Source organism: Halobacterium hubeiense (genome assembly GCF_001488575.1).
In the GTDB taxonomy this organism is placed as follows: domain Archaea; phylum Halobacteriota; class Halobacteria; order Halobacteriales; family Halobacteriaceae; genus Halobacterium; species Halobacterium hubeiense.
In genome coordinates this window covers 2,091,609-2,108,605 of the sequence record NZ_LN831302.1, presented here as the reverse complement: position 1 = coordinate 2,108,605, position 16,997 = coordinate 2,091,609, and the positions used below count along the sequence as shown (strand labels likewise).

Genomic DNA, 16,997 nt, shown 5'->3' with positions numbered 1-16,997 from the left:
GCCCTTCGCCCGTTCCAGCGCGGGAGAATCAGGCGTCCGGCGGGTGCAGGTCGCGCTGGAACTCGTCGAACGCGTCGAGGTCGTCGGGGAGGTCGTAGTCGATGCGGCGTTGTTCCTGTCGGTTCTCGCCCGCGTCCTCGATTGGTTCGGCGACGGACTCCCAGCCGGGCTTGACCTTGATGCTCTTGGCGGGCATCCCGACCGCGATGTGGTGGTCGGGGACGTCGTTCTGGACGACCGCCCGCGACCCGACGATGGCGTTCTCGCCGACGCGGACGCCGGCGCGGACGAGCGCGCCCTGCGTCACGCGCGCGTCGTCGCCGATGACCGTGCGGTAGTTGTCGACGTGCGTTTGGTCGACGACGTCGTGGTCGTGCGTGTAGACGTGGACGCCGTCGCTGACGCTCGCGCGGTCCCCGACGGTGAGTTCGCCGCGGTCGTCGAGGTGGACGTCGTCGTGGACGACGACGTTGTCCCCCAGCTCGATGTTGTGGCCGTACGTCATCGAGATGCCCTTGAACAGGCGGACGCCGTCGCCGACGCTCTCGAAGAGGTGGCCGGCGAGCATCCGGCGGAAGCGCAGCGCGAACTCCACGTTGTCCGCCAGCGGCGTGTTGTCGAACTGCCGCCACAGCCACTGCAGGGGCTTCGAGCGCGCGAACGCGTCCTCGTCCTTCTCGGCGTAGTACTCGGATTCGAGCGTGGCGTTCCGGGGGTCGAAGTTCGCCAGCCGCGCGGCCTCGGTCGGGGAGACGTGCTCGTCGTTCTGCCAGCTCTCGTAGGCGTCGCGGGCGCCGTGGAGGTCCACGAGCGTTTCCGTGACGGCGTCCGCGAGTTCCTCGGGTCCGCTCGCGGCCGCGAGTCGGTCGTCCACCTCCGAGACGAACCCGCGGAGGGTCGCCTCCGCGTCGTCCGGGAGGGAGACGTGGCGCTTGGTCATACCCCTACTCGGCCGTGGGCACTGATATTGGTTTCCGTCCCGACGGCAAGCCCCGGAACCACCACGGAACCCGGCTGCGAGCCGGCATAAAGGTCGAGTTCGTCTATTGGGAACCCCCACCGGAACCGCACCCGCTAAGTGGGCGTCGCCCCAACTGGCGCGTATGCAACATCGCGAACTCGGGAACTCCGGCGTCGAGGTCAGCGAAGTCGGATTCGGCGCGTGGGTCGTCGGCACCGACTGGTGGGGCGACCGCGACGAGGACGACGCACTTGAGATGGTCGAGTACGCGCTCGACCAGGGCATCACGTACTTCGACACGGGCGACGTCTACGGCCACGGCCGCAGCGAGGAACTGCTCGGGAAGGTCCTCGACGAGCGCGGCGACGAGATGACCGTCGCGACGAAGGTCGGCTACGACTTCTACAACAACCCGCAGGCGGGCCACGGCGAACTCCCGAAGGAGATGACCGTCGAGTACCTCCGGGACGCCGTCGAGAAGTCCATGGACCGCCTCGGCGTCGACCACGTGGACGTGCTCCAGCTCCACAACCCGGACGTCGCCGAACTCACCCCGGACGTCGTCGAACTGCTGGACGAACTCCGCGAGGACGGCCGCGCGGACGCCATCGGCGTCGCGCTCGGCCCCTCCATCGGCTGGCTTGCGGAGGGCGAGACGGCAATCGAGGAGGCGTTCGACTCCGTGCAGTACGTCGGCAACGTCCTCGAACAGGACGTCCACAACCACTTCGTGGAGTACGTCCGCGAGCAGGACGCCGCGACCTCCCTGATTCCGCGCGTCCCGCACTCCTCGGGCCTCCTGAACGAGCAGGTCACCCCCGACACCGAACTCGGCGAGGGCGACCACCGCGGCTTCCGCCCCGACGAGTGGTACGAGACGGGCTGGGAGAAGGTCGAAGCCCTCCGCTTCCTCGAACGGAATGGCGACCGCACGCTCGGGCAGGCCGCCATCCAGTGGCTCCTGAGCTTCGACGAGGTCGCGACCGTCACCCCGACGTTCCGCTCGAAAGAAGACATCGACGAGTGGGCGGCTGCGCCCGAGACGCCCGCGCTCAGCGACGAGGAGCGCGAGCGCGTCGCGGACCTCTACGAGGATAACTTCGGCGTGGACCGTTTCGACGGCATGAGCCACGAGGACTACCGCACGAGCGTCGACGGCGAGGACCTGCAGGAAGCCGGCCTCATCGGCTCCGCGGACTGAAGCAGCCAGCCCTCGCTTCGCGAGTCGATTTTAGCAGTCGTTGCTAGTCCTTTTTCTTCATTTCGGAGGGGGACTGAAACTGGAGTGGATGAATTGGTAAGTGAGTGTACGGATTGAGCGAACTCGCCTACTCAGTATCTATGAATACACCAATAGTTCCGAGGAATCCGGACGCGAAAACCGTGAGCCCGACAACTGGATTGAAGTAGTGAGCAATAGCGAGACCAAGTAAACTGACCTGTGTACCCAAAATCATCATCTGCGTCCCGAGACGGTTGATTTCGTCATCAGACTTCGGCACAGAAAAACAATAGAAGGGGGCTATGTTAAATATTGATAGAGGGGCAGTCTGCACTTAACGGGAGTTCCACTCTTTACTCTGAATAAAGAAACAGTACTGGCAACTACTGTGAATGATGCATTCGCCGAGCGTAGCGAGGCGATTCCCCGCGCGAACGGAGTGAGCGCGGTCTTTTTATCTGACTTTTTGGAGGAGGGTGCGCTCCGCGCACCCTCCTCGAAAAATTTAGGCTAGGAACACGTGCCGCGGCCGGTCCGCGAGCACGTCGCGGCCCCAGTCGACGGTGTCGGCGAAGTCGTCGCTGCGGAAGAAGCTCATCGCGTCCTCCTTGGACGCCCACTGGCTGGCGATGAACATGTCGTTCTCGTCTTCGACGTTCATCATGAGGTCGGTCTCGAAGTGGCCGTCCATCTCCGCGAGGACGTCCGCCACAGTATCGAACTTCTCGACGAAGTCGTCGGTGTGTTCGGGCTTGGTCTCGTAGAACATCCCCATCGTGCCGAAGCCGGACTCCTCGCCGGCGCGGGAGACGACCTCGGGGAGCTCGGAGAGGAAGCCGGCGGCGGTGTCGGCGGCGCTGGCGGTGTCCCAGATGGAGACGACGGCGGCGCGGTCCGTCTTGCGGCCGTCGTAGACGGCGGTCTTGACGTGCGTGTCGTAGTGGTCGAAGTTCCCGCGCAGGCCCTCGACTTCTTCGAACAGCTCGTCGGTGTCGGCCTCCGAGTAGAGGACCGTCGCGTAGACGTCCTCGCCGTGGGGCTGACCCGCGTAGATGTCGAGGTCTTCGAGTTCGCCGCGGATGCCGTCGCTCTCCTCCTCGTCGCCGTGGTCGTGGTGGCCGTCGCCGTGTTCGTGGCCGTCGTCGTGGCCGTGACTGTCACCGTGTTCGTGGCCGTGGCCGCCTTCACCGTGCGCGTGCCCGCTCTCGCCGTGGCCGTGCGCGTGGCCCTCGTCTTCGGGCGTCGGGACTTCGGCGCCGTCCATGAACGCGGGGAGGTCGCTCGGCGGGAAGCGGCGGCCGACGAAGAACTCGCCGAACTCGCCGTACTTCGCGGAGACCTCGTCGAAGCGCATCTCGTAGACGATGTCCTTGATGTCCGTGAGGTCGTCCGCGAACAGCGTCACGCCCCACTCCCAGTCGTCGAGGCCCACGGAGGACGCGATGACCTGGCTGACCCGCCCGGCGTACTGCTTGCCGAGTTCGCCGTGGACCTCCATCATCTCCGCGCGCTCCTCCAGCGGCAGGTCGTACCAGTTCTGCTCGGGCTGGCGGCGCTTGCTCATCGGGTAGAAGGAGACGTACGTGTCCTCGGGAATCTCCGGCGTGAGCTTGCTCTCGAAGTACTGCCGGAGGCCCGCGTCCACGCTCTCGGGGTCCTCGAAGTAGTCGGGCGCGGTGTACCCCGAGATCTCGACGACGGAGACGTAGGAGTGCGCGCGCTCCGTGTACGCCGCGAACGCCGTCTGCTCGAACGAGCGCTGGATGCGGTCGAGTTCGTCCAGCGACTCGCGGAAGTGGACGAACATGAGGTCGGCGTCCTGCCCGGTGATGGAGAACACCGCGGAGTCGCCCTCGTCGGCGTCCGCGAGCGCCTCGCGGTGCGCGAGGAACGACTCGGCCTCGTCGAGGGCCGCGTCGCGGTCCCGTTCGGGGGCGTCCCGCCACGCGTCCCAGTCCACGGTGTAGAAGTCGTGGAGCACGAACCAACCCTCGTCGGTCGGTGGAGCGTCTGCCATGTTCGCGTGTTGGGATTCGCCGTAGAAGGGTTTTCCTAACCAGTCCTGTCGGCGGACCCGCTGGCCGCGTCAACGCCCGGAAAACGGAGGGATGGCCGCGACCGAAACGTTTTCCCGGCGAACCGCGGAACGTCCGCGTGAATGCGCAAGAGCGGTCCGCCGAAAGGGCTCGTCTCGTATCTCGTGTTGGAACTGCTGGAGGAACGCCCGCGCTACGGGTACGAGATTCTCAAGGAGATCGGCGACCTCAGCGGCGGCCACTGGGAGCCCTCCTACGGCTCCGTCTACCCCATCCTCTACAAGTTCGAGGAGGAGGGGTACGCCGAGCGCATCGAGGTCGAGGACGAGCCCGACCGCAAGTACTTCGAGATAACGGAGGCGGGCCGCGAGAAGCTCGCGGAGAAGCGCGAGGAGGTCGGGCAGACCGCCGACGACGTGACGGACGTCATCCTCGGGTTCTACCACGTGTTCGCGGTGCTGGCGACCGACGAGCGCTTCGACGTGGACAACCCCGAGGAGGGCGAGGGGTGGCGCTTCGACGAGGCGTTCTCGGCGTGGATCGCCGAGCAGCTCATCCGCCACCACGAGTACTACTTCGAGGAGTTCGAGCGCGTCGAGGACACGCCCGAGGAGTTCGCCGACCGGATGGGCCTCGACGACTAGCCCAGTAGCTGCGGGCCGAAGAACATCACGACCAGCGCCGCGAGCATCGTCAGCCCGATGCTCGTGGTGATGGCGCGGGTGACCGCTCGCCGGTCGCCGATGGGGAGCCGCGAGGTGACCGCTTCCGCGACCGTCCGCAGCAGGTGGCCGCCGTCCAGCGGGAACGCGGGGATGCAGTTGAAGAAGGCGAGGTTGAGGTTTATCCACCCGGTCCACAGCAGGACGTTCGCAACGACGAACACCACCGCGTCCGGCAGCGGCCCGGCGGCGACGTAGAAGCTCGTGTTCACGCCCGCGAACCCGGGGAAGTTGAACGCCAGCGACGGGTCGATGATGCTCAGAAGCGGGAGGAACAGCGCGGCCGCGATGCCCTGCAGGAACCCGACGAGGCCGCTGGCGCCGCCCCCGAGCAGCAGTCCCAGCCCCGTCCCCTCGACGTCCCCGGAGGCCAGCGAGAGGAACGCGTCGGCGGGGTACAGTTGCGCGCCGAACCCTGACGCGGAGAGGCCGCTGACGCCGGTGGCGATGACGCCGCCGAAGTAACTGGAGCCGTCGCTCTGCTCGCCGAGCGCGACGTCGTACGTATCGACGGTCCCGTTCACGAAGGCCTCGACGGTCACCGTCTCGCCGGGGTCGTGTGCGTCGAGGGCGTCGCCCATGTCGCTGCCGCTGGTGACGCGCTCGTCGTCGATTCGCGTCACGATGGCGTTCCCCTCCGCGGGGAGGCCGGCGGCGTCCGCGGGCGTGTCGGGGACGACGGTGACGAAGGCGCCGGCGGGCGCGGTGACACTCGACCCGTTGGCCGTTTCGAAGGTCGCGACCGTCCGGTTCTCGACGGCGGCTTCGAGCCCGCGCTGCGTGTAGACCGCCGTGCCGTTGACTTCCGCGAGGACGCTCCCCGTTCCGAGCGCGGCCAGCGGCGAGTCGGTGGCGACGCCGGTCACGAGGAGGTGGCGGTCGACGCGCACTTCGTTGCCGCCGGCCAGCGTCACCGTGACCTCGCGGCTCTCGGCGTCGTCGAGCGCCCGCTGGAACTCCGTGTTGTTCGCGACCGGGACGCCGCCGACCGCGGTGACGCGGTCGCCCGCGCCGACGCCGGCCGCGGCGGCCGCCGAGTCGTCGTGGACGTCGCCGACCAGTCCGCCGCTGGCGACGCCGACCGCGCCCGCGACCGGGCCGAACAGGAGTGCGAACGCCACGACGACCACGAGGAAGTTGTTCGTCACGCCCGCCGCGAACATGCGCGCCTGCGACCCGCGGTCGGCGCGGCGCTGGCTCTCCTCGTCGGGCTGGACGAACGCGCCGATGGGAAGCACCGCGAGCAGTACCGCGCCCATCGAGTCCACGTCGATGTCCTCGACGTAGCACATCAGGCCGTGGCCGAACTCGTGGACGACCATCCCGATGAACAGCCCCGCGACGATTTCGGGGGCGACCGACAGCGGCATGAAGTCGCTGACGCCCGGGATGACCAGCGCGTTCCGCGGCTGGTTCACCGCGGTGGGCGCGGGCGGGTTCGCGAGCGTCTGCGCCGCGGACGTGACCAGCATGAACAGCGTGCCGGCGGCGACGACGAGCGCGACGCCGAGCCCGAAGTTCCCCCACGCGCGCCAGAACCGCTTGGGGGTCGCGGCCCACGCCAGTAGCCGCTTCCCGCGCTTCGTGTGGAGGGTGAGCACCGGCCCGGTCGCGGAGACGAACGACGGCAGGAGGTTGCGGGCCTTCGCCCACGACACGCCGGCCCAGTACGCCAGCAGGGCGACGCCGAGAACCGTCCAGATATCCATTACCCGAGATTCAGGGGCCGCGCGGCAAAAGCCGTTGGGTATCCGAAGGGGTCAGCGCCGGCGGCGCAGCCGCCCGAGCACGAACTCGCGGTCGAGCTTCGCGAGGAACGGCCCGAGCTTCGGGCCCTGGTCCTCGTCGAAGAACAGCCGGTAGCCCGCGGAGAAGAACGCGCCGATGTCGACGTCGTGGCGCTTGGCGGTCTCGTAGATTTCGCCCTGTAGCTCGTCGCCGTCGGGCTCCTCGGCTTCGAGGAAGTCCGCGAGCTCGTCGAGGGCTTCCTCGGTGGCGGCGTCGAAGTCGTGGTCGGGAATCTCCGTGCGCGCGAGGCTGTAGTTGAACTCGTTGTCCGTGCGGCGTGCCCACTCGCGGGCGCGCTCGACGCGTTCCAGCGCGGCGTCGATTGCCCAGTCGGGGGCGTCCTCGGGGATGTGTCCCTCGCGCCGTGCGATTTCCTCGCGGAGCGCGGGGTCGTCGGTCATCCCGAGCACGGCCGCGAACGTGTACGGGATGCGGATGCGCTCTTTGCGGGGCTCGTCCACGACGAGGGGGTAGACGCGTTCGGCGCGCTCGCGTTCGTCCTCGTCGGCGTCGATTTCCCCGAAGTAGACGGCTTCCATGCGGTCGAACTCGTCGACCAGTTGGTCGAGGCGTTCGACGGAGAAGTCCCGCGCTCGCTGGGGGTCCTTGCTGAAGAAGAACCGCACCACTTCCGGCTCCAGGAGCCGGAGCACGTCCTGCACGAGGACGACGTGGCCCTCCGAGGAGGAGAACGGCTCGCCGTCGAGCGTGAACCACTCGTACACCATCGGCACCGGGGGTTCGTCGTCGAGGACGTTGCGCGCGACGTCCGTCCCGGACGGCCACGAGCCCTCGGCGTGGTCTTTGCCGAACGGCTCGAAGTCCACGCCCAGCACCTGCCACTGCGCGGGCCACTCGAAGCGCCACGGGAGCTTCCCGTCGCGCAGGCTCGCGGTGCCCTCGTGCCCGCAGCCCTCGATGGTGCGGTCGCCAGCCTCGACGTCGCTGCACTCGTAGTGGACGACGCCCTCGTCGAGGTCGATGTCGGTGACGGCGTCGGTCTCGGTGACGTGGCCGCAGTTCTCGCAGATGGGCCGGAACGGGACGTAGTCGGCGTCGACTTTCTCCTGGTACTCGCCGAGCACCTCGCGAGCGTTCTCCCGGTTTTCGAGGAGGAACTCCGTGACTGCTTCGAGGTCGCCGTCCTCGTACAGCTCGGTGTTCGACACCATCTCCACGTCGATGCCCAGCAGCTCCGCGGACTCCTCGATGAGATTCGAGAAGTGCGCGCCGTAGGACTCACAGCACCCGAACGGGTCGGGAATCGCCGTGTAGGGCGCACCGAGATTCTGCCCGAGCGCGCCCGCGTTCACGTCCCCCAAATCGACGAGGTCGCCGTCGAGGTCCGCGAGCTTCCGCGGGAGCTTGCGGAGCGGGTCGCGGTCGTCGCTGGTGAAAATCTGCCGGACGTCGTAGCCGCGCTCCCGGAGCACTTCCGCGACGAAGTAGCCGCGGACGATTTCGTTCATGTTCCCGAGGTGCGGGACGCCCGACGGCGAGATGCCGCCCTTGATGACGATTGGCTCCTCGGGGTCGCGGTCGAGCACGCGGTCGGCCGCGGTGTCCGCCCAGAAGCCGCGTTCGTCGCCGAGAATGTAGGGGTCGTCGTCGGGGTGCATCGCTACTTCTCGTCCGCCCAGTAGGTCATCTGGTCGGCGGTGCCCTCGGGGATGATGTCCGTCCCGTCGTGTTCGCCGTACAGCACGGCGTCCACGATGCGGGAGGGGTCGGTGCCGTCGAGGACGATGGTGCGGACGCCCGAGCGCTCGATGAGCTTCGCGGCGAGCAGGTCCACGGGCGCCGACGACCCCGCGTTCATCTCGATGTCCGCGATGATGTCCACGAGCTCGCCCGCGGTCATCTCGTCGAAGCGCTCGGCGTCGGCCTCCTCGTTGGGGTCGGCGCTGAACACGCCCGGGACGCTGGTCGCGTACAGCAGCAGGTCGGCGTCAGTGTACTCCGCCAGCGCCGCGCTGACCGCGTCCGTGGTCTGCCCGGCGACCACGCCGCCCATCACCGCGACGTCGCCGCGGCGAATCGCCTCGCCGGCCTTCTCGTAGCTCTCAGCGGGACTGGGCGCCGCCATCCCGTCGAGCGCCGCGATGAGCAGGCGGGCGTTCAGGCGCGTGACGTCGACGCCGATGTCGTCCAGTTCGATTTCGTTGGCGCCGAGCGCCCGCGCCGTCGTGATGTAGTCCCGCGCGACACCCCCGCCGCCGACGACGGCTCCGACTTCGCAGCCGGCGTCGGCGAGTTCTTCGATGGCGGCGGCGTGCTCCTCGACCCGCTCGTGGGCGAGGTCGGGCGCGAGGACGCTCCCGCCGATAGAAACAACGACACGCATACTACACCGTGATAGCCCTGTTGCGTCCTTAAGGGTTGTCAACTGCAGAGCAGCGTCTGCGACCGCGACGAACCGTTATCCGGGCGGCACGCCTACCCACGGTATGGTCTCGGTCACGGACCCCGCGGTCCTCCTGACGCTGGCGTGGCTGCTGGTGCTGTTCGCGACCGCGTGGCGCTACCGGTTCGGCTCGCTGCCGCCGCTGCGGACGCTCGCGCTGACGGCCGTCGGGCTCCTCTGGCTGGCGTACTCGCTGCTCCAGCTCGGCGACCTGCTCTCGCCGCCCTACGACGACGTGCTCAACGTGGTCGCCCTCCTCCTCTTTCTCGCTGGGCTGTCGGTTGGCTGGCGGTGGTGGCGAGCGCGGTAGCTGGCGACACCTACAAACCGCGAGCACCCCCACGTTCGAGTATGCAACTACACGGCATCGTCGGCGACGGCGCCGACGGCGTCGCGGACCGACTCGCCGACCGTCTCGCAGAGCGCGGCCGCGTCGGCGTCGTTCGCGCCGGCGACCCCGACACCACGGAACGAACCACGTACACCGTCGGCGACGGCTGGACGGGCGCGGGCGCGGACCGCTCGCCCGACCACCTGCTCGACGACCTCGCCCGCGACCACGACTACGCGCTGCTCGTCGGCTTCCCGGACGCCCGCGTCCCCCAGATTGCCGTCGGGGACGCCACCGTCGAGGACCCCGCACTCCGCCTCGACCCCGAGACCCCGGACCTCGACGCTGCCGTGGACGCCGTCGAGGCCGCCGAGCCCTTCGAGACGCTGGCCTCGCTGGTCGCGGAGCTGAAGCGCTCGCCGCGCGCGGACTACTCCGGCGCCATCGCGACGTTCACGGGCCGCGTCCGCGCGCTCGAAGACGAGGACGACGAGTGGACGGAGTCGCTGACCTTCGAGAAGTACGACGCCGTGGCCGCCGAGCGCACTCGGACCATCCGCGAGGAGCTGGAAGCCCGCGACGGCGTCCTCGACGTCCGCCTCCACCACCGCGTCGGCCGCGTCGAGGCCGGCGAGGACATCGTCTTCGTGGCGGTGCTGGCGGGCCACCGCGGCGAGGCCTTCGAGGCGGTCTCGGACGGCATCGACCGACTCAAGGAGGAGGTCCCGATTTTCAAGAAGGAGGTCACCGTCGAGGACGAGTTCTGGAAGCACGAGCAGTAGCTGTCGGCGCGCGCCGCCCGTTCAACCGCTGTTGTCGCCGCCTACCCGCGGTTCCGCAGCGGATTTCGGACGCCGCTCGTCCGACGTTGAATCCGCAACGAACTGAGTGAAATAACAATTCTAATAGCGCGATAAAATGTCTCGCGGATTCTCGAACGTTCGTGAAACGTCGGCGAATCTCGATTTACGTCTGAAATCGCCCGAATCTGCCCGAACGTTCACCCCTTTATAACCTCCCGGAGCCGGTAGGCCCAATCGAAGATGAGCGCAACCCAATCCCCCTCCACCGACGCCGACGAACCGCAGGACAAGGAAACGCGGCTCAAGGCGTACCTCCGCGAGAAGGCCGACGACGGCGAGGTGTACTTCAAGAGCAAGTTCATCGCCGACGACGTGGACCTCTCCCCGAAGGAAATCGGCGCGCTCATGGTGAAGCTCTCGAAGTCCGCGACCGATCTCGAAGTCGAGAAGTGGTCGTACACGAGCGCCACCACGTGGCGCGTGCAGTCCGCGTAACCCCGCTGCGCTCGCATCGCCCGCCCTGAACACCGCAGCCTCCCCCTTCGATTTTCACGCCCGGTAGCCGCGCGTGTCGGCGACTAAGTGCTTAAACCGCTGGAACGGTAAGCACCGGTGATGTCGGCACAGCCGCCCGACGGCGCCCCGAGCCCGGATTCGTTCGCGTCGGTCTTCGACGTCTACGAGGTCCGCCGCGACGACGGCCGCGTGCTCTACTTCGGCGACCCCGAGACCGACCGCGAGACCCTCATGGAGACCGTCTGGCCGGCGTTCCGCGAGCGCGGCTACGAGGTCCGGCTCGCGCGCCGCACCGGCGAACTCGTCCTCGTCGCGGAACCCCACGACGCCGCCGACGACGGCGGCGTCCCGTGGACGAACGTCGCGCTGTTCGTCGCGACCATCGCGTCGACGCTGTTCGTCGGCGCCAACTGGTACTACGTGGACCCGTTCTCTCCCGAAGTCGTGCAGGCGCTCCCGTTCACGGTCGCGGTCGTCGGCGTGCTCGCCGTCCACGAGTTCGGCCACTACGCGATGAGCCGCTACCACGACGTCGACGCCTCCCTCCCGTACTTCATCCCGTTCCCGTCTCTGTTCGGGACGATGGGCGCGGTCATCCGGATGCGCGGCCGGATTCCCTCCCGGAAAGCCCTCTTCGACATCGGCGCCGCCGGCCCGCTGGCTGGTCTGGTCGCCGCCGTCGCCGTCTCCGCAGTCGGCCTCCTGTTGCCGCCCGTGACGGTGCCGCCGGAAATCGTCAACTCCGCGTCCGCGGTCGAAGTCCAGTTCGCGTACCCGCCGCTGCTGCAGGCCATCGCCGCCGTCCTCGGCGAACCCCTCTCGTACAGCGACCCCTCGAAGTCCATCAGTCCGGTCGTGATGGGCGGCTGGATCGGGATGTTCGTCACGTTCCTGAACCTCATCCCGGTCGGCCAGCTCGACGGCGGCCACGTCCTCCGGTCGCTGGTCGGCGAGCACGCCGACCGCGTCGCCCCGCTCGTGCCGACGGCGCTGTTCGCGCTCGCGGGCTACCAGTGGTTCGTTGCGGACGCCGGCGACACCGCGGGCATCTGGGTCGTCTGGGGCGTCATCGCGACTGTCATCACGTTCGCGGGCGGCGTCGACCCCGTGGACGACTCGTCGCTGGACGCGCGCCGGGTCGCCGTCGGCGTACTCACGTTCGTCCTCGGCGCGCTCTGCTTCATGCCCGTCCCCATCGAAATCGTCGGTTAGTGCGTCCAGCCGCGGTCCGCCAGCGGCTCGCCGTCCAGCGTGACGCCCGACGCTGTGACCTCCCCGACGATAGAAAGGGGGACGTCGCTCTCCGCACGCACCACTCCGACGGCGCTCTCGGGGACAGTCGCCACGAGTTCGAAGTCCTCGCCGTACGTCACGGCGGTATCGAGGGGGTCCTCGACAACGTCGCGGAGTTCCTCGGCCACGGGGACGCTGTCGCCGTCCACCGCGAACCCGCAGTCGCTGGCTTCCGCGAGCTGGTGGAGCGAGCGCGCCAGTCCGTCGCTGGAGTCCATCATCGCGGTCGCGTGGCCGGCGAGCGCGCGGCCCGCTCGGACGCGCGGCTCGAACCGGAACAGTTCGTTCGCCCGCTCGACGTCTCCGGAATCGAAGCGTTCCATCGCGGCGGCGGTCCGTCCGAGCGTCCCCGTCACGACGAGCGCGTCCCCCGGACTCGCGCCGTCTCGGCGGACCGGGTCGTCGGTGCGTCCGATGGCCGCCGTCGCCACCGTGAACTCGTCGTGGCCGTCCAAGTCGCCGCCGACGTACTCCGCGCCCACGGCCTCGCAGACGTCCAGCGCGCCCTCCACGTACGCGCGCAGACCGTCCTCGTCGAAGTCGGGCGCGCCGTAGACGCCGACCGCCGCCGTCGCGTCCGCGCCCATCGCGGCGACGTCCGACAGCGACGCGCCCACCGACCGCCAGCCCGCCGTGTACCGGGTGGTGCCGGCGGGGAAGTCGGTCGTCTCGTGGAGCATGTCGATGGTGAACACCGTGTCGTCGACGACCGCGGCGTCGTCGCCGGCGCCCGCGACGAGTCCGCCGACCACGTCGAGGGCCGCCCGTTCGTTCATGCCCTCGGGTTCGCAGTCCCGGCCTAAAACGCCCCGGATGCGTCAGCGCTCGCGCTCGCGGCCGGTGGTCCGAGGGCCCGACGACGCCGCGCGAGTCCCTAACGATGGCTTTAAACGAATCCGACGTGAATTCCGCCCAATGGCAACCCTCTACGACGCTCCCGCTGACGAGCTCGTCGACGAGCTCGCGAGCGAGCTCGAAGACCGACTCGACGAACCCGACTGGGCGCAGTTCGCGAAGACCGGCGTCGGCCGCGAACTCCCCCCCGAACAGGAGGACTTCTGGGCGCGCCGCGCCGCCAGCCTCCTCCGGAAGGTCGCCGTCGACGGCCCCATCGGCGTCAAGCGCCTCGCGACGGCCTACGGCGACACTACCGACGGCTCCAACCGCTACGGCGTCTCCCCGCCGTCGAGCACGTCCAGCTCCCGGAACATCGTCCGCACCGCGCTCCAGCAGCTCGAAGACGAGGACCTCGTCGAGCAGCAACACGACCGCGGCCGCGTCGTCACCGCCGAGGGCCGCAGCCTCCTCGACGAGACGGCCGGCGACGTCATCGAGAACCTCGACCGCCCCGAGCTCGAACGCTACGCGTAACGCTCCCGTTTCTCCGCCGTTTCCGGCCGCGTAGCCGCGGCGCTACCACCCCGTTGCGTCAGAATTATCCGGATTCGCCGACTACTGTTCGCGTATGAGTGGGAGCCCGGACGACGACCGGCTCGAGGAACTGCGCCAGCAGAAGAAAGAACAGCTCAAGCAGCAGCAACAGCAGCAGGGCGGCGGCGACCGGGAGGCGGCCCAGCAGGCCCAACGCGAGCAGGCCGAACAGCAGAAGCAGGCGCTGCTCAAACAGCACCTCACCGACGGCGCGCGCAAGCGCCTGAACACGATCAAGATGAGCAAGCCGGAGTTCGCCGAGCAGGCCGAACAGCAGATTCTCGCGCTCGCGCAGTCCGGCCGCCTGCAGGACCAGATCGACGAGGAGCAGATGAAAGACCTGCTCCGCGAACTCAAGCCCGACTCCCAGAGCTTCAACATCAACCGCCGGTAGGCGATGCGGCTGGGCTTGCTCTACAGCGGCGGGAAGGACTCCACGCTGGCGGCGCTGCTCGTCGACCGCTTCTACGACGTGACGCTGGTCACCGCGCACTTCGGCGTCACCGACGAGCACGAGCACGCCGAGCGGGCGGCCGACGCCGCGGGCTTCGAGTTCCGCGCGCTGGAACTCGACCGCGAGGTCGCCGAGGAGGCCGTCGAGCGGATGCGCGAGGACGGCTACCCGCGCAACGGCATCCAGCACGTCCACGAGGAGGCGCTGGAAGCCGTCGCCGCCCTCGACTTCGACGCCGTCGCCGACGGCACGCGTCGCGACGACCGCGTGCCCACGGTCTCGCGGGCGCAAGCGCAGAGCCTCGAAGACCGCCACGACGTGGACTACCTCTCGCCGCTGGCGGGCTTCGGCCGGAGCGCGGTCGACCGCCTCGTGGACGCCGAACTCGACGTCGAAGTCGGTCCCAGCGAGGAGATTCCGCGCGCCGACTACGAGGCCGAACTGCGCGCGATGCTCCGCGCCGAACACGGCGAGGACGCCATCCGCGAGGTGTTCCCCGACCACGACCAGACGTACGTCCACGGCCTCCGCGAGTAGCGGCCCGCAATCGAACCACTCTTCTCCCGTCGCGGATTCCGTTCGCGTGAATGGAGTCCGGGCTACTCTACGCGCTCGCCGCCGCGGGCCTGTGGGGGACGTACCTCTTCGTCCTGAAGCGCTACTTCGTCGGCGTCCACGGCGCGGTCCTCACGGTGTTCGTGAACGCGGCGGCCATCGCGTGGTACCTCCCGTTCGCCGTCGCGACCGGTAGTGAGGGACTGCCGGCGTTCCCGCCGATGGACGCGTGGTCGATTGCGGTGTTCGCCGGCACCGTCGTCTTCGGCGCGCTCGCGTTCGTCGTCTCCGTGCAGGCGCTGGCCGTCGGCGACGTCTCCTACGTCGCGCCCATCGCGAAAATCGTCCCCGTGTTCGTCGTGCCCATCGAGGTGTTCGTGCTCGGCGCGTACCTCGAACCGACGGCGGTCGCCGGCATCGTCGTCGCCACCACCGCGGTCTACCTCGCGAACTACGAGGGCGGGGACGTCCTCGAACCGTTCCGGCGCGCCGTCCACTCGCGGGCCGCCCAGCTCGCGCTCGTCTCCGCGGCGCTGTTCGCCGTCAGCGACGTCGGCCGCCGGGTCGTCCTCGACGGGTTCACGTTCCCGACGCGGCTCTGGGTGCCGGTGTACCTCGCGGGCGTCGCCGCCGTCGTGCTCCCGCTCGCGCTCCGCCGCTGGCCCGCGACCGGCATCCGGCCGTTCCTCGGGAAGTTCGCGGTGACCGGCGCCGGCGTCGCAGTCGCAGAGCACGTGACCGCGCTCGCGTTCGCCAGCGCGCCCGCCAGCATCGCCTCGACGCTCGTCAACGGGCAGGCCATCGTCGCCGTCCTGCTCGGCTGCGTGCTCCTCGGTGAACCCGGCTTGCGCCGGCGGCTCGGCGCCGCCGTCCTCGCGGTGGTCGGCGTCGGCCTGATTGCCGCGTAGCGTCCCCGCGAACGGAAGCTTTCAAGCGCGCGTCGGGCGAACCACGGGGTATGTACGACCGACTCAAGGGATTCCGCGACTTCTACCCCGAGGAGATGGGGCCGCGCCGCGAGGCGATGGACGCCGTCGAGGACGCGGCGCGCCGCTACGGCTTCCGGGAAATCGGGACGCCGGCGCTGGAGGGCACGCAGATGTACGTCGACAAGTCCGGCGAGGGCATCGTCGACGAGCTCTACTCCTTTACCGACCAGGGCGGCCGCGACGTCGCGCTCACGCCCGAGCTGACGCCGACGGTCGCGCGCATGGTCGTCGCGAAACAGCAGGAGCTCTCGAAGCCCATCAAGTGGTACTCGACGCGCGCGTTCTGGCGCTACGAGGAGCCCCAGCAGGGCCGCTTCCGGGAGTTCTACCAGACGAACGTGGACATCTTCGGCTCCAGCGACCCGCGCGCTGACGCCGAAGTGCTCGCCGTGGCCGCCGACGGCCTCACGAGTCTCGGTCTCACGGGCGAGGACTTCGAGTTCCGCGTCTCCCACCGCGACATCCTCGGCGGCCTCCTGAACGCCTTCGACGCCGACGTGGACACCGAGGAGGCCATCCGCGTCGTGGACAAGCGCGCGAAAATCGAGCGCGCGGAGTACCTCGACGGCCTCGCGGCGGTCGGCCTCTCCTACGACCAGGCCGAGCGCTTCGACGACCTGCTCGCGGGCGACGACCTCGACGCGCTCGTCGAGTTCGCGGGCACCGAGCGCGTCGCGGACGCCGTCGAGAACCTCCGCGCCGTGCTGGACGCCGCCGAGAACCTCGGCGTGCGCGAGTACTGCGAGATTTCGCTGACGACGGCCCGCGGGCTGGACTACTACACGGGCGTCGTCTTCGAGTGCTTCGACGCCACCGGCGACATCGGGCGCTCCGTGTTCGGCGGCGGCCGCTACGACGACCTCATCGAGTCCTTCGGCGGCCAGCCCACGCCCGCGGTCGGCGTCGCGCCCGGGCACGCGCCCCTGAACCTCCTGCTGGAGCGCGCGGGCGTCCGCTCGGAGGGCGACCTCGCGACGGACTACTACGTCCTGCAGGTCGGCGACACGGAGGCAGAGGCAGCGCGCGTCGCCAGCGACCTCCGCGCTCGCGGCCACGTCGTCGAGAGCGACGTCGCCGACCGGAGCTTCGGCGCGCAGATGAACTACGCCGACAGCATCGGCGCCGAGACGGTCGTCATCGTCGGCGAACAGGACCTCGCGAACGGCGAAGTCACCGTCAAAGACATGGAGAGCGGCGACCAGACCACCGCGCCCTTCGAGGACTTCCCGGGCGACCGGGACGCACCGACGCTCGCCGACTTCCAGTAACCCACTTTTTGCTACACTCGGACGGCTCCGCCGTCCTCGTTCGCAAAAACTTGGGGAAAAAGCGCCGTTACCCACCTCCGGCAGAGCACAGCTCTGCCGTGCTCCCGCTCGCTTCGCTCCCGGGAACTCCGGTGGGTTCGGCGCCAGCGCGCAAGCGCGCTGTGAACCACGAGCGCCGACGGCGCTCGTGGATGCTCCACTGCACGATACGTCCAATTTCGATA

At 68.9% G+C, this 16,997-nt stretch carries 18 protein-coding genes; 11 read left to right on the top strand and 7 right to left on the bottom strand.

Translation table 11 applies throughout. The features are described 5' to 3' along the window. Nucleotides 1-28: 28 nt before the first annotated feature. Nucleotides 29-940 (bottom strand): acyltransferase, encoded by a 912-nt coding sequence (locus tag HHUB_RS11130; protein WP_059057678.1) that lies wholly within the window; start codon nt 938-940, stop codon nt 29-31. Between the two features lie 163 nt (nt 941-1,103). Here HHUB_RS11130 and HHUB_RS11125 point away from each other — a divergent pair, with 163 nt between their 5' ends. Beyond that, nucleotides 1,104-2,162 (top strand): aldo/keto reductase, encoded by a 1,059-nt coding sequence (locus tag HHUB_RS11125; protein ID WP_059057677.1) that lies wholly within the window; start codon nt 1,104-1,106, stop codon nt 2,160-2,162. 127 nt (nt 2,163-2,289) lie between these two features. Here HHUB_RS11125 and HHUB_RS16660 read toward each other — a convergent pair whose 3' ends face one another. Both HHUB_RS16660 and HHUB_RS11120 read right to left on the bottom strand, forming a co-directional pair. Further along, complete coding sequence (locus HHUB_RS16660; protein ID WP_157533998.1) at nt 2,290-2,463, bottom strand: hypothetical protein; 174 nt, start codon at nt 2,461-2,463, stop codon at nt 2,290-2,292. A gap of 225 nt (nt 2,464-2,688) precedes the next feature. Further along, the gene (locus tag HHUB_RS11120) at nt 2,689-4,200 is read right to left on the bottom strand and encodes a heme-binding protein (protein WP_059057676.1); all 1,512 of its coding nucleotides are present in this window, start codon (nt 4,198-4,200) and stop codon (nt 2,689-2,691) included. A gap of 141 nt (nt 4,201-4,341) precedes the next feature. On the opposite strand from HHUB_RS11120, the gene HHUB_RS11115 reads away from it, so the two are divergent. Continuing rightward, nucleotides 4,342-4,863, top strand: a complete 522-nt coding sequence (locus HHUB_RS11115) for a PadR family transcriptional regulator (RefSeq protein ID WP_059057675.1) — start codon at nt 4,342-4,344, stop codon at nt 4,861-4,863. Here the strand turns inward: HHUB_RS11115 and HHUB_RS11110 are convergent. Genes HHUB_RS11110 through pyrH form a run of 3 tightly spaced genes read right to left on the bottom strand, consistent with a single transcriptional unit; the run spans nt 4,860 to nt 9,073 of the window. Then, nucleotides 4,860-6,650, bottom strand: a complete 1,791-nt coding sequence (locus HHUB_RS11110) for a site-2 protease family protein (RefSeq protein ID WP_059057674.1) — start codon at nt 6,648-6,650, stop codon at nt 4,860-4,862. The genes HHUB_RS11115 and HHUB_RS11110 overlap by 4 nt on opposite strands. A gap of 51 nt (nt 6,651-6,701) precedes the next feature. Beyond that, nucleotides 6,702-8,348 carry a lysine--tRNA ligase gene (gene lysS / locus HHUB_RS11105; protein ID WP_059057673.1) on the bottom strand — a complete coding sequence of 549 codons (1,647 nt, stop codon included), beginning with the start codon at nt 8,346-8,348 and terminating at the stop codon, nt 6,702-6,704. 2 nt (nt 8,349-8,350) lie between these two features. Continuing rightward, nucleotides 8,351-9,073: a UMP kinase gene (pyrH, locus tag HHUB_RS11100; RefSeq protein WP_059057672.1), complete on the bottom strand. Its 723-nt coding sequence runs from the start codon at nt 9,071-9,073 to the stop codon at nt 8,351-8,353. 103 nt (nt 9,074-9,176) lie between these two features. Here pyrH and HHUB_RS11095 point away from each other — a divergent pair, with 103 nt between their 5' ends. The 4 genes from HHUB_RS11095 to HHUB_RS11080 all read left to right on the top strand — a co-directional run bounded on the left by HHUB_RS11095 (nt 9,177) and on the right by HHUB_RS11080 (nt 11,995). Further along, the gene (locus HHUB_RS11095) at nt 9,177-9,443 is read left to right on the top strand and encodes a hypothetical protein (protein ID WP_059057671.1); all 267 of its coding nucleotides are present in this window, start codon (nt 9,177-9,179) and stop codon (nt 9,441-9,443) included. A gap of 41 nt (nt 9,444-9,484) precedes the next feature. Then, nucleotides 9,485-10,246, top strand: a complete 762-nt coding sequence (locus HHUB_RS11090) for a molybdopterin synthase (RefSeq protein ID WP_059057670.1) — start codon at nt 9,485-9,487, stop codon at nt 10,244-10,246. A gap of 261 nt (nt 10,247-10,507) precedes the next feature. Beyond that, nucleotides 10,508-10,762: a DUF7123 family protein gene (locus HHUB_RS11085; RefSeq protein ID WP_059057669.1), complete on the top strand. Its 255-nt coding sequence runs from the start codon at nt 10,508-10,510 to the stop codon at nt 10,760-10,762. 120 nt (nt 10,763-10,882) lie between these two features. Next, nucleotides 10,883-11,995 carry a site-2 protease family protein gene (locus tag HHUB_RS11080; protein WP_059057668.1) on the top strand — a complete coding sequence of 371 codons (1,113 nt, stop codon included), beginning with the start codon at nt 10,883-10,885 and terminating at the stop codon, nt 11,993-11,995. Here the strand turns inward: HHUB_RS11080 and thiL are convergent. Continuing rightward, a complete protein-coding gene (gene thiL, locus HHUB_RS11075) occupies nt 11,992-12,852 on the bottom strand; it encodes a thiamine-phosphate kinase (protein ID WP_059057667.1) in 861 nt (286 codons plus the stop codon). The genes HHUB_RS11080 and thiL overlap by 4 nt on opposite strands. A gap of 139 nt (nt 12,853-12,991) precedes the next feature. On the opposite strand from thiL, the gene HHUB_RS11070 reads away from it, so the two are divergent. The 5 genes from HHUB_RS11070 to hisS all read left to right on the top strand — a co-directional run bounded on the left by HHUB_RS11070 (nt 12,992) and on the right by hisS (nt 16,773). After that, nucleotides 12,992-13,447 (top strand): 30S ribosomal protein S19e, encoded by a 456-nt coding sequence (locus HHUB_RS11070; RefSeq protein ID WP_059057666.1) that lies wholly within the window; start codon nt 12,992-12,994, stop codon nt 13,445-13,447. 94 nt (nt 13,448-13,541) lie between these two features. Beyond that, nucleotides 13,542-13,901 carry a DNA-binding protein gene (locus HHUB_RS11065; protein WP_059057665.1) on the top strand — a complete coding sequence of 120 codons (360 nt, stop codon included), beginning with the start codon at nt 13,542-13,544 and terminating at the stop codon, nt 13,899-13,901. A gap of 3 nt (nt 13,902-13,904) precedes the next feature. Continuing rightward, nucleotides 13,905-14,498 carry a DUF7411 family protein gene (locus HHUB_RS11060; protein ID WP_059057664.1) on the top strand — a complete coding sequence of 198 codons (594 nt, stop codon included), beginning with the start codon at nt 13,905-13,907 and terminating at the stop codon, nt 14,496-14,498. Between the two features lie 50 nt (nt 14,499-14,548). Further along, the gene (locus tag HHUB_RS11055) at nt 14,549-15,424 is read left to right on the top strand and encodes an EamA family transporter (RefSeq protein WP_059057663.1); all 876 of its coding nucleotides are present in this window, start codon (nt 14,549-14,551) and stop codon (nt 15,422-15,424) included. 50 nt (nt 15,425-15,474) lie between these two features. Beyond that, nucleotides 15,475-16,773 (top strand): histidine--tRNA ligase, encoded by a 1,299-nt coding sequence (hisS, locus tag HHUB_RS11050; RefSeq protein WP_059057662.1) that lies wholly within the window; start codon nt 15,475-15,477, stop codon nt 16,771-16,773. Nucleotides 16,774-16,997 lie beyond the last annotated feature (224 nt).